Source organism: Campylobacter concisus (genome assembly GCF_003049065.1).
Lineage (GTDB): Bacteria > Campylobacterota > Campylobacteria > Campylobacterales > Campylobacteraceae > Campylobacter_A > Campylobacter_A concisus_BE.
Genome location: NZ_PISC01000005.1, coordinates 137,192 through 149,061, shown reverse-complemented (window position 1 = coordinate 149,061; position 11,870 = coordinate 137,192). Strand labels below are relative to the sequence as shown.

The window sequence follows — 11,870 nt, the reverse complement described above, 5'->3', positions numbered from 1 at the left end:
AGACGTAAAGTGCGGTCTGTGTTGTTTTGTATAGTATTAACAGTATATATGTGAGTGTAAAGATGCTGTGCTCTTATGTATTTTTCAAGGAGAAGACGGCAGACGTGATGGTCAGGGGTCTCGTGGGGTCGGAGATGTGGATGGGGGTCAGGTTTATCTGTGGTTCTGTGGTTCTGTGGTTGGCTTGGTTGGCTTGGTTGGCTTGGTTGGCTTGGTTGGCTTGGTTGGCTTGGTTGGCTTGGTTGGCTTGGTTGGCTTGGTTGGCTTGGTTGGCTTGGTTGGCTTGGTTGGCTTGAAAACTACCAAATTTTACACCAGCAAACGCAAAGTTTTAAATTTAGCACTTCAAATTTCTAAAAATACTAAAAATAATATGCATAAATATATGTAAAATATTTTGTATTTCTCACTTTTTTAACTCAAAAATTTTTCAAAAAATTTAAGATAACGCCCAAATTTCGCTAAAAAGTTAAAATGGATTTAAAATGCTTTGGGATATAATTTGCGATAAATTTATCAAAAGGCTAAAGTGATGATAAAACAAATTTCTGGTTCACAGATGATAAGCGAAGCCTTGCACGAAGAGGGCGTTGAGATAGTTTTTGGCTATCCTGGCGGTGCAGCTTTAAATATCTACGACGAAACATATAAACAAACTTATTTTAAGCACGTCTTGGTTCGCCACGAGCAAGCAGCCGTTCACGCAGCAGACGGATACGCTAGGGTTAGCGGCAAAGTTGGCGTGGCTTTTGTGACAAGCGGCCCTGGCTTTACAAACGCAGTCACTGGTCTTGCCACGGCTTACAGCGACAGCATCCCAGTTGTGCTTATAAGCGGTCAAGTACCAACCTTTATGATCGGCACAGATGCTTTTCAAGAGATCGATGCAGTCGGCATTTCACGCCCCTGTGTCAAACACAACTTTTTAGTAAATAGCGTCGAGGAGCTACCTCGCATCATAAAAGAGGCGTTTTACATCGCAAGATCAGGCCGCCCAGGACCAGTTCATATCGATATCCCAAAAAACGTCACTTCAAGGCTTGGCGACTTTGTCTATCCAAAAGAAATTTCTATCCCAAGCTACAAACCGACATATAAAGGCAACTCAAAGCAGATAAAAAAAGCAGCAGCTGCGATAAATGAAGCAAAAAGACCACTTCTTTACATCGGTGGCGGTGCTGTCGCATCAAATGCAAGCGAGATCATACGTAAATTTATGAAAAAAACTGGCATCCCAGCGGTCGAGACACTTATGGCTCTTGGCGTGCTTGATGCAAAAGATGAGCTAAATTTAGGCATGGCAGGCATGCACGGCAGCTACGCTTCAAATATGGCTCTTAGCGAGTGCGACCTTCTCATATCGCTTGGCGCTAGATTTTGCGATAGGGTCACAGGCAAAACGGACGAGTTTGCTAAACATGCTAAGATCATTCACATCGACATCGATCCAAGCTCTATCTCAAAGATCATAAACGCTCACTATCCGATAGTTGGCGACCTTACAAACGTGTTAAGCGAGCTTTATGAAGAGGTGAAAGGTGAGCCTAAAAACTATGCGCCTTGGAGAGAAATTTTAGATAGATATCAAAAGCTAAACCCACTTGGCTACACAGATAGCGACAAGGTCTTAAAGCCTCAATGGGTAGTTGAAGAGACCGCAAAGATAGTTGGTCCTGAGGCTATCATCGCAACTGACGTAGGTCAGCACCAGATGTGGGTGGCGCAGTTTTATCCATTTAACCGCGCAAGACAGCTTGTCACAAGTGGCGGCCTTGGTACGATGGGATACGGCCTCCCTGCAGCGATCGGCGCAAAGTGCGCCAAGCCTGAACATTTGGTTGTAAATTTTACAGGCGATGGCTCGATACTTATGAATATCCAAGAGCTGATGACTGCTTATGAGACAAATGTCCCTGTCATAAACATCATTTTAAACAACAACTTCTTAGGCATGGTACGCCAGTGGCAGACATTTTTCTATGAAAAGCGCTACTCATCGACTGATCTTAGCTTGCAGCCTGATTTTGTCAAGATTGCTGAGGGATTTGGCGGCGTTGGCTTTGTTTGTAAGAGCAAAGATGAGTTTAAAAAGGCTTTAAAAGAGGCGATCAAGAGTAAAAAATCAGCTCTTATCGACGTGAGGATTGACCGCTTTGAGGACGTGCTTCCTATGGTTCCAGCAGGGGCTGCGATTTATAATATGATATTAAAGAGCAAGGAAGAAAAATGAGTATCAGAAGAACGATTTCGGTTATAGTTTTAAATGAACATGGCGTTTTGGCTAGGATTTCTGGGCTTTTTGCGGGCAGGGGCTACAACATCGACACACTCACGGTCGCTCCTATACCTGAGAGCAACTTCTCAAGACTAAGCATCGTAACAAGCGGCGATGAGAGAGTTTTGGAGCAGATCGTAAAGCAGCTTCATAAGCTCATCCCAACGTATAAGGTCATAGAAAGTGGCGAATTTGTCGAAAAAGAGATGGCGCTTGTTAAAATTCCGCTTGGTGAAAATTTCGCCGGTCTTGAGGCGATACTAAAGACATACAATGGCATCGTCACAAATACAAACGAAAACTACATCGTCGTCATGGTGGCTGACGATGCGAGCAGGGTAGAGAGCTTTTTAAAATCGATAAAGAAATTTAACCCAGTTGATGTCGTGCGCGGCGGATCTGTGATAATGGATATATGATGAAACTAAGCGAAATAGCCTTAAAAGTAGATGCTACTTTTAGCGGAGAAGATCTTGAAATTTTTGCTCTAAATTCTTTAAAAAATGCAAATAAAGCTGAGCTAACATACTGCGACGGCGAGAAAAATGCTAAATTTATAAGCACTTCAAACGCTGGAGCTATCTTGGTGACAAAATCGCTTTTGGACTTGGTGCCGGCTGGCATGGTAGCGCTTGTGTGCGACAACCCGCACCTTGCATTTGCTATCCTTAGTAAAATTTACGCTAAGCCGCTTTTTTGCGAGCCAAAACCATCAAATATCGCCCAGAGTTCCACTATAATGCCAAATGTCTATATCGGCTCAAACGTGAGCGTTGGCGAAAATACGATAGTGATGGCTGGGGCGTTTTTGGGCGATAACGTGAGTGTCGGCAAAAACTGCATCATACACCCAAACGTCGTCATCTATAATGACTGCGTCATCGGCAACGAGTGCCACCTGCTAGCAAACTGCGTTATAGGTAGCGACGGCTTTGGCTATGCGCATACAAAAACTGGCGAGCATGTGAAAATTTATCACAATGGCAACGTTGTTTTGGGCGATTTTGTCGAGATAGGCGCTTGCACGACGATAGATCGCGGCGTTTTTGAAAGCACGATGATCGCAAGCTACACTAAGATAGACAATCTCGTTCAAATAGGCCACAACTGTGAGCTTGGAAATGGCTGCCTCATCGTCTCACAAACTGGACTTGCTGGCTCAACAGTGCTAGGCAGAAACGTCGTCATGGGCGGACAAAGTGGCTCAGCTGGTCACGTAAGCGTTGGAGACTTTGCTCAGATCGCTGCACGTGGAGGCGTTAGTAAAGACCTGCCTGGCGGTAAAAAATACGCTGGAGCCTATCCAATAATGGAGCTTTCAGAGCAGTTTAAACTACAAGCAAAGATGTTGAGATTTTTTAAGAAAAACTAAATTTGGCGGAGCTCTCCGCCAAATAGTTGTCGTACTTCTATAATTTAAATTTTTCTATTTATTTTATTTCACCGCAATCACAAACTAACATTTATGGCTAATAAAAATAGCCAGCAAGAGATCTAGTTTAAGCATTAGATTTAAGTAAAATTTAACGCTCATAATAAAATGGCTGAACTAATATGAGTAAATGTTATAAGATGTAGTAATTTTTGTGTTTAATGATGTATAGAGTAGCCCATTTACTACAGGTTGTTTGCTCGTAGCGGTAAAAAGCAAATTTGGATACGTACTTTGATATATAAAAACTTCTAAAAGATATTAGCAAAACGCTGGTGGATAAAATTCTTTTTTACTAAGATGATTTGCCTAAATTTATAAGGTAATATCACACCAGCATTTGTTTTATCGCTTATTAATTTTAACTCTTTATGTGGTTGCTTAAAATGTGAAATCTAGAAAAGAAATTTACAAAGCTAAATTTATTTTCTGTTTTCGTCTAGGACTTTTTGCATGCTCTCTCTTGTAGCCTCCAGCCAGTCCTCTTTAGAAGTATCGACTAGATCAAGACATATGATCTTGATATCAGCCTTTTTAAAGGTAAATTCTTTAACCTTCATCGCATCACTTCCGACGATGACGATAGGTTGCACCTTTAAATTTAGCTTTTCAACTAGCATTTTAGCTCCACCTTTAAAAGGTAGCAGTTTTTCAGTTTGCGACCTCGTTCCCTCTGGAAATATCGCTAAAACACGGCCATTTTCAACTCTATCTTTTGCCTCTTTTAAAAGCTTTATGAGCGAGTGCTTGTTCTCGCGCTCGACGGCTATCATCTTTGGAAGGCTTAAAATTTTGCCAATGATCGGAATTTTTCCGATCTGCGCCTTTGCGATCCAGCAAAGATTTTTAGGGTGCACCTCTTCAAGCACGATGATGTCAAGCATACTTTGATGATTTATCAGCAATATATTTGCCTCATCTTTAAACTCACCTACCACCTCAAGGCTATAACCGCCAAAAAATCTCTGGGCTCTACCCCAAACTTTTCTAATAGGTCTATTTTTAGAGTTAAAAAGCCACATAAAAAAGACTACGACAAAAACGCTAAGAACAAATGTGATAGAGAAGAAAATAGCTCTAATTTTTGACAAGATCACCCTTTCTTACCCAGCCGATTTTGCCGTCGCTAAATAAAATTTTTGAGTAGTCATCTTTTGTGTCTAAAATTTCAACATTTTCGTTTTTACGAGATGTATAAAAAACGGTTGAATTTTTAGTTGGCAAGATAGTGACACTCACATCTGGCTTAAGCACTGCTTTGCCAAAAGGATTGTAAGTATAAATCCCAAGTGCGATAAAAACGGCTGCTACAAAGAAGTAGCTTAGCTTTCTTCGCCAGATCGCTAGCAAGATAAAGATAGCGACCAAAGAGTAGATCGTGATATCTTTGTAAGTGCTAAATTCGCTTTGTTTTGGATTTAGACCGATTTGCGTGCTAACCTCGTCCTCTTCGACGCTCACAGGCAGTGAAAAGCTCTCAAATTTAGCTTTTTTTAGGTTGTAGTAGTTAAAGTCAAGCGTCTTTTTATTTGGCTTAAACACTGCAAAATAATATGCACTTTGCGAGTTAAAGTCGCCGTTTATCGTATCTACGCCTTGCTTTAGGATCGTTTTATTTTCGATATTAAATGCGCTTAGATCGACATTGTTGCCGTAAATTTCAACGACCATGATGTTGTTTATATCATCAAATTTAGTCGTTTTAAATTTCTTTACCTCAAGGTTGTCAGCGACGATGTGGTTGTAGTTCTCGTCACTTCTAAGCTCTTTTAGCTTTGGTAAAAAGATATTTATGTTTGAGTTTTGATAGTTCTCGCCATTTCTTTTTAGATCCAAGCTAACTCGTAAAGTTTTTGCATCAATGCTTGTTGCTTCAAGGTAGAAAGTGCCGATATATTTGTTTTCTTCGCCTTTTACCCATTGAAAATTCTTCTTATTTAGCCATTTGATATTTGTCTCATCAAGCTGTGTCTCAAACTCAAACTCAAGGTCACTTTGTGTATCGGCTACGATCTCAACGCTAAAAATTTCTCCTACGACGACATTTTTAGGGATATTTGTCGCTTTTAAAAGGAGGTCTTTTATCTTGATCTTGTCGTAGACTTGATTATCAGGGACGCTGATGTCTGGTTCGTTTGTCGGCACGATATTTCGCATCTGCTCTGGAGTGATACGCTCTGGCTGTGGGGTGATAGAGCGTGGAGAGACGAGCTTTCTTGATATTTCTTCTTCGCTTGGAGCCTTTGTTTGTGGCTTTGAGCTTGGGCTATTTACAAATTTATCCTCTCTTGCCTCATCCATCATGTCAAAAACGCTGACTTCATCAGTGTTTGCGGCAAATAAATTTAGCGCGAGTAGGGCGATAAAAAGTGTTCGTTTTACCAAACTAGCCCTTTTAACATCTTCATGCCATCATCTGTGCCTAAAATTTTCTCGCAAGCGCGCTCTGGGTGAGGCATAAGACCAAAGATCCTCTTACTCTCATCGCAAATCCCAGCTATGCTATCAACTGAGCCATTTGGATTTATCTCATTGCCGTTGATATCACAGTATTTTAGTAGGACTTGCTCATTATCATATAGGCTTTTTAGCGTATCTTCGTCGGTATAGTAGTTGCCCTCGCCGTGAGCGATAGGGATATTTACCACTTCGTTTTTAGCTAAATTTGCTAGGAATTTATTGTTATTTGAGATCACTTTTAGGTGGTGGTATTTTGAGACGAAATTTAAATTTTCATTTCTTCTCATCGCACCTTTTAAAAGTCCAAGCTCTAGAAGCATCTGAAAGCCATTGCAAATTCCTAAAATGTAGCCACCTTTTTTCGCATGCTCTTTTACAGCCTGCATTGCTGGGCTAAATTTAGCTATTGCAGCCGTCCTTAGATAGTCGCCATAGCTAAAACCACCAGGTAAAACGACTAGATCAGCATCGATCTTATCTTCTTTGTGCCAGATGATCTGTGTTTGGCAGCCAAGTAGTTTAAAAGCGTGAGCTGTGTCTTCTTCGCAGTTTGTGCCAGGAAAAAGTATGATCGCTACTTTCATAGCACGATCTCGTAGTCTTCGATGACAGTGTTTGCTAGAAGCTCTTCACACATCACTTTTAGCTGCTCTTTTGCTTTGCTTTTATCGCTCTCGTCGATATCTAAAACGATTTGTTTGCCTATCCTGACATTTGAAACGCCGCTAAATCCAAGTGAATTTAGCGCGTGTTCCACTGCCTTACCAGCAGGGTCAAGGACCCCACTTCTTAATGCTATATTTACAACAGCTTTCATCTTTGTCCTTAAGAAAGAATTCTTCTTAAAACTTCTTCGTAAGCTACTTTTACGCTACCAAGATCTTGTCTAAATCTATCTTTGTCAAGTTTTTCGTTTGTTGTCGCATCCCAAAATCTGCAGCTATCAGGGCTTATCTCGTCAGCTAAGATGATGTTGCCATCTTTATCGATACCAAATTCGACTTTGAAATCAACTAGTTTTAAATTTCTCTCTGCAAAGAATTTAAATAATATAGAGTTGATCTCTCTTGCTGTGTGTCTTAGTGTTTGTAGATCTTTTTCGCTCTTTACTAGACCCATGATGATGCAGTGCTCGTCAGTAACTAGTGGATCGTGTAAATCGTCGTTTTTGTAGTAGAACTCAACAAGTGTAAAAGGTAGAACTGTGCCTTCTTTTATGCCAAGTCTTTTGCTAAGTGAGCCAGTTGCGATATTTCTCACAACAACTTCAAGAGGTATGATCTCGCATTTTTTGACCACTTGCTCAGTGTCGCTGATGGTCTCAACAAGGTCAGTCACGATACCTTTGCTCTCTAGCAGTTTAAAAAGCTGAGTAGAGATTTTGTTATTTAGTGCGCCTTTGCCAGCTTCGTTGCCTCTTTTTTGAGCGTCAAATGCTGTTAGATCGTCTTTAAATTCAGCCACAAGTAGATTTGGATCGTCTGTGGCGTACATTTTCTTGCCTTTTCCCTCGTAGATAAGCTCTCTTTTTTGCATGTTGTTCTCCTTTAGATTATTGTTGTTTTATTTTTAAAATTTTGATCGTATCAATCGCTGTTTTTAACTGAATATCCTCATCGACTTTTTTCTGTGTGATTATATTTTTATCATCTTTTGCTTCAGTTTTATTGCCTTCACTTGTTGGATTTATCTTGTTTAGCTCGCTTTTTAGGTGTGCTTTTAGTTCGCTCTCTTTGATGCTAAATGCGCTATCATCACTTTGTGGCACTTTGCCAGGATGCACTACTACATCAGGCGTTACGCCAACAGCTTGGATAGTTCTGCCGCTTGGCAAGTAGTATCTTGCGATGGTTAGTCTTAGCGCTTCTGTATCGTCTATTGGTAGGATCACCTGAACGCTGCCTTTACCAAATGTGTTTTCGCCGATTATCACCGCACGCTTATGATCTTGCAATGAACCACTTACGATCTCGCTAGCGCTTGCACTTCCGCCATTTACAAGGACAACTAGTGGGAGTTTTGATAAGGTTTTGCTAGCGCTTGCTTTATACTCTACATTTTCAGATGCATCACGACCTTTTTGAGAGACGATGACGCCGTTATCTACGAAAAGATCCACTAGATCAACAGCTTGATTTAAAAGACCGCCAGGGTTGTTTCTAAGATCAAGTATGATGCCATTTGCTTTAGGATGCTCTTTGATCGCATCTTTTACCTTTGTGACGACGTTTTTGTCAAAATTTGTGACGCGTATATAAAGGATGTTTTCATTTTCTATCATTTTTGCATAGACAGACTCAACCTTTATAAGATCTCTTATGATCTTTACGTCAAATGGTTTTTGCTCGCCTTTTCGCAAAATCGTAATTGTTATCGGAGTTTTTGGCTTGCCGCGCATCTTATTTACAGCCTCATCTATCGTTGTGCCGATAGTTGAGTTGCCATCGATCCTTAAAATGATATCGCCAGCTTTTATGCCTGCTTTATCAGCTGGAGTGTCCTCGATAGGCGAGATAACGGTTAGTGCGCTATCTTTCATGCCAACTGTTATGCCAAGCCCGCCAAATTCGCCGCTTGTTTGCACCTGCATATCTTTATATGCTTTTTCATTTAAAAAGCTCGAGTGAGCATCCAAATTTTGCATCAAACCAGCGATGGCTTTGTCAATTATCTCTTTAAATTTAATGTCATCAACGTAGTATTTTTCAACAGTTGAGATGGTTTTTGTAAGTTTTGAAAGTGCTTCAAGTTTCGCACTCGCCTCATCTTCGGTTTTAGCAAAAAGTGCATTTACTGCTACGCTTGAGATGAGTAGGGCGCCTGTTATTTTTAGCGCAAAAGATCTAGTAAATTTATTCAAAATATCTCCTATATTTTTTGGCTCAATTTTATTAACATTTGGCTAAAAAAAGCATAAATTTAGCCTTATATTTTTAGCTTTTGTCTATTTTTAACACAAATTTATAACAGCAAATTTTAGCAATTAAATAAAAAGAGTGACAAATGTTATAAAAATACTTGACAATATAAGACTAAAGTTATATAATGCCGCCATTATAAAATAACTTAAGGAGCTTTAATGGCTGACATAACAGAAAATTTAACAGCACAGATGCAAGAGACACTTGAAAAAGGCGTTAGCTTAGCGATCTTTTCTAAAAATCCACAAGTTGTGCCACTTCACGTCTTTTGGGCTTTGCTCGCTGATAGTAATTCTATTTTAAATCAAGTATTTAATAAGATGAACATAAGCAAGGACGCAGTCGAGCTTGAGATAAAAAGCAAGATCTCGTCACTCCCAAGCAGCTCAAATGTTACAAAAGATAACGTTTCAGTTTCAAGAGAGCTTATAAATTCACTTGAAAATGCAAAAGCTTTAATGGTAAGCATGGGCGATAGCTACATAGCTGTTGATACATGGATTATCTCGGCTCTTGAGCTTAGTGAGATCAAACAAATTTTAAGCAAATTTTGCGATATTTTAGAGATCAAAAAGAACCTTGAGAGCATAAGAGGTGGTAAAAAGATAGATAGCCAAACTGGCGATGATACCCTTGATAGTTTAGAGAAATTTGGTATCGATCTAACGCAAAAAGCGCTAAATAAAGAGCTTGATCCAGTCATCGGCCGTGATGAAGAGATCACTAGGATGATGCAAATTTTAATAAGAAAGAGCAAAAATAACCCTATCTTGCTTGGTGAGCCAGGCGTTGGTAAAACAGCCATCGTTGAGGGGCTAGCTCAAAAGATAGTTGCTCGCGATGTGCCAACAAGCCTTGCAAACAAGCGTGTCATCGCGCTTGATATGAGTGCAGTTGTAGCTGGCGCAAAGTATAGAGGCGAGTTTGAAGATAGGCTAAAAGCTGTCATAGACGAGGTTAAAAAAGCTGGCAATATCATACTTTTTATAGATGAAATTCACACCATAGTTGGAGCTGGTGCGAGCGAGGGCGGAATGGACGCTGCAAATATCCTAAAACCAGCTCTTGCACGTGGTGAGCTTCACGCTGTTGGTGCGACAACATTAAAAGAGTATAGAAAATACTTTGAAAAAGATGCAGCACTTCAAAGACGTTTTCAGCCTATAGACGTAAAAGAGCCAAGCGTAAATGAGGCACTTCAAATTTTACGTGGTATAAAAGAGCGTCTTGAAGTTCATCACGGCATCACGATAACTGATAGCGCGCTAGTTGCCGCTGCAAGGCTAAGTGACCGATATATCGCAAACCGCTTCTTGCCAGATAAGGCGATAGACCTTATAGATGAGGCAGCAGCTGAGCTTAAGATGCAAATAGAGAGCGAGCCATACGAGCTTTCAAAGATAAAACGCGAGATCGTAACGCTTCAAGTAGAAAAAGAAGCACTAAAGATGGAGGATGCGGATAAAAATAAAGAAAGACTTGGCGAGATCGAAAAAGAGATAGCTGATCTAAATGAGAAAAAGCTAGCGCTTGATACTAAATTTGAAAACGAAAAGGCCGTTTTTGGCGGAATTTCAAAAGCTACAAAAGAGATCGATAGCTTAAAATCACAAGCTGAGATAGCAAAAAGAAATGGCGATCTTCAAAAAGCTGCCGAGATAGAATACGGCAAGATAGCTGACGCTAAAAAGCACAAACACGAGCTTGAAGAAAAATGGGAGCACATGAAAAAAGAGGGCGTGCTTCTTAAAAATCAAGTAGATGAAGAGCTTGTGGCTGAAATTTTGAGCAAATGGACTGGAATTTCAGTTAAAAAGATGCTAACAAGTGAAAAAGAGAAATATCTGCGCATCGAAGAGCATCTAAGAGAGAGCGTTGTCGGTCAAGATGACGCACTACACGCACTTGCACGTGCTGTTAAGAGAAACAAAGCTGGTCTAAATGAGGGTCAAAGGCCGATTGGTTCGTTTTTGTTTCTTGGACCAACAGGTGTTGGTAAAACTCAGTCAGCTAAAGCTTTGGCTAAGTTCTTGTTTGACGATGAGAAGGCGCTTATCCGCTTTGATATGAGCGAATATATGGAAAAACATAGCGTGAGCAGGCTTCTTGGTGCGCCTCCAGGATATGTAGGCTACGATGAGGGCGGTCAGCTAACAGAGGCGGTTCGCAGAAGACCATACTCAGTCATACTTTTTGACGAGGTTGAAAAGGCTCACAAGGATGTATTTAACATACTTCTTGGCATACTTGATGATGGACGCGCGACTGATAACAAAGGCGTAACGGTTGATTTTAAAAACACGATCATCATTTTAACTTCAAACATCGCTTCAAATTTCATAATGGAGCTAAAGGGCGAAGACCGTGACGTGGCTGTTAAAAACGAGCTTAAAAACTACTTTAAACCTGAGTTTTTAAACAGGCTTGATGATACTATCATCTTTAATCCTCTAAACGAGCAAGGTTTGATATCTATCGTTGAGATCATGTTTAAAGAGCTTGAAAAAACTCTTCACAACCGCGGTATCAAGGCAATTTTAAGCGAAGAGGCTAAGAAATTTATCGCAAAAGCTGGCTTTGACATAGTTTATGGCGCAAGACCTCTTAGAAGAGCGCTTTATGAGCTAGTTGAAGATAAGATCGCTGATTTGATCTTGAAAGATGAGCTTGAAAGTGGCGATGAGATCACCATTGATAGCAACGGCGAGAAGATCATCATTAAGAAAAAATAACTTCAAATTTACTTGGCAGGTTGGATCAACTTGCCAAGCCTCGCATAAAT

11 protein-coding genes are annotated in these 11,870 nt (G+C 40.3%); 5 read left to right on the top strand and 6 right to left on the bottom strand.

Annotation, left to right across the window (positions count from 1 at the left end):
- The first annotated feature begins 67 nt into the window (after positions 1 to 67).
- The 4 genes from CVS81_RS06010 to lpxD all read left to right on the top strand — a co-directional run bounded on the left by CVS81_RS06010 (position 68) and on the right by lpxD (position 3,647).
- Positions 68 to 391 carry a hypothetical protein gene (locus CVS81_RS06010; RefSeq protein WP_159070966.1) on the top strand — a complete coding sequence of 108 codons (324 nt, stop codon included), beginning with the start codon at positions 68 to 70 and terminating at the stop codon, positions 389 to 391.
- 144 nt (positions 392 to 535) lie between these two features.
- Positions 536 to 2,230, top strand: coding sequence for an acetolactate synthase large subunit (locus tag CVS81_RS06005; RefSeq protein ID WP_234399533.1), 1,695 nt, complete (start codon positions 536 to 538; stop codon positions 2,228 to 2,230).
- Positions 2,231 to 2,232: 2 nt separating this feature from the next.
- Positions 2,233 to 2,694: an acetolactate synthase small subunit gene (gene ilvN / locus CVS81_RS06000; RefSeq protein ID WP_223227413.1), complete on the top strand. Its 462-nt coding sequence runs from the start codon at positions 2,233 to 2,235 to the stop codon at positions 2,692 to 2,694.
- The gene (gene lpxD / locus CVS81_RS05995; protein ID WP_107965399.1) at positions 2,694 to 3,647 is read left to right on the top strand and encodes a UDP-3-O-(3-hydroxymyristoyl)glucosamine N-acyltransferase; all 954 of its coding nucleotides are present in this window, start codon (positions 2,694 to 2,696) and stop codon (positions 3,645 to 3,647) included. The genes ilvN and lpxD overlap by 1 nt, the downstream gene beginning before the upstream one ends.
- A gap of 482 nt (positions 3,648 to 4,129) precedes the next feature.
- Here the strand turns inward: lpxD and CVS81_RS05990 are convergent, their stop codons facing one another.
- The 6 genes from CVS81_RS05990 to CVS81_RS05965 are packed head-to-tail and all read right to left on the bottom strand — an operon-like array spanning position 4,130 to position 8,994.
- The gene (locus tag CVS81_RS05990) at positions 4,130 to 4,804 is read right to left on the bottom strand and encodes a lysophospholipid acyltransferase family protein (protein ID WP_234399531.1); all 675 of its coding nucleotides are present in this window, start codon (positions 4,802 to 4,804) and stop codon (positions 4,130 to 4,132) included.
- Entirely contained in the window at positions 4,785 to 6,092 is a 1,308-nt protein-coding gene (locus CVS81_RS05985; protein WP_107965397.1) for an SH3 domain-containing protein, read from the bottom strand. The genes CVS81_RS05990 and CVS81_RS05985 overlap by 20 nt, the downstream gene beginning before the upstream one ends.
- Positions 6,086 to 6,751, bottom strand: a complete 666-nt coding sequence (gene purQ / locus CVS81_RS05980; protein WP_002941742.1) for a phosphoribosylformylglycinamidine synthase I — start codon at positions 6,749 to 6,751, stop codon at positions 6,086 to 6,088. The genes CVS81_RS05985 and purQ overlap by 7 nt, the downstream gene beginning before the upstream one ends.
- The gene (gene purS / locus CVS81_RS05975; RefSeq protein WP_002941745.1) at positions 6,748 to 6,984 is read right to left on the bottom strand and encodes a phosphoribosylformylglycinamidine synthase subunit PurS; all 237 of its coding nucleotides are present in this window, start codon (positions 6,982 to 6,984) and stop codon (positions 6,748 to 6,750) included. Before purS ends, purQ begins: the two co-directional genes overlap by 4 nt.
- An 8-nt stretch (positions 6,985 to 6,992) precedes the next feature.
- Positions 6,993 to 7,703, bottom strand: a complete 711-nt coding sequence (purC, locus tag CVS81_RS05970) for a phosphoribosylaminoimidazolesuccinocarboxamide synthase (RefSeq protein WP_009293856.1) — start codon at positions 7,701 to 7,703, stop codon at positions 6,993 to 6,995.
- A 16-nt stretch (positions 7,704 to 7,719) separates the two neighbouring features.
- Entirely contained in the window at positions 7,720 to 8,994 is a 1,275-nt protein-coding gene (locus CVS81_RS05965) for a S41 family peptidase (protein WP_223228650.1), read from the bottom strand.
- A gap of 252 nt (positions 8,995 to 9,246) precedes the next feature.
- On the opposite strand from CVS81_RS05965, the gene CVS81_RS05960 reads away from it, so the two are divergent.
- Positions 9,247 to 11,820: an ATP-dependent Clp protease ATP-binding subunit gene (locus CVS81_RS05960; RefSeq protein WP_107965396.1), complete on the top strand. Its 2,574-nt coding sequence runs from the start codon at positions 9,247 to 9,249 to the stop codon at positions 11,818 to 11,820.
- Positions 11,821 to 11,870 lie beyond the last annotated feature (50 nt).

Excerpts from the sequence above, each read along its gene's own strand:
- lpxD (WP_107965399.1), top strand. The coding sequence starts at position 2,694 with ATGAAACTAAGCGAAATAGCCTTAAAAGTAGATGCTACTTTTAGCGGA.
- purQ (WP_002941742.1), bottom strand. The coding sequence starts at position 6,751 with ATGAAAGTAGCGATCATACTTTTTCCTGGCACAAACTGCGAAGAAGAC.
- purS (WP_002941745.1), bottom strand. The coding sequence starts at position 6,984 with ATGAAAGCTGTTGTAAATATAGCATTAAGAAGTGGGGTCCTTGACCCT.
- purC (WP_009293856.1), bottom strand. The coding sequence starts at position 7,703 with ATGCAAAAAAGAGAGCTTATCTACGAGGGAAAAGGCAAGAAAATGTAC.
- CVS81_RS05960 (WP_107965396.1), top strand. The coding sequence starts at position 9,247 with ATGGCTGACATAACAGAAAATTTAACAGCACAGATGCAAGAGACACTT.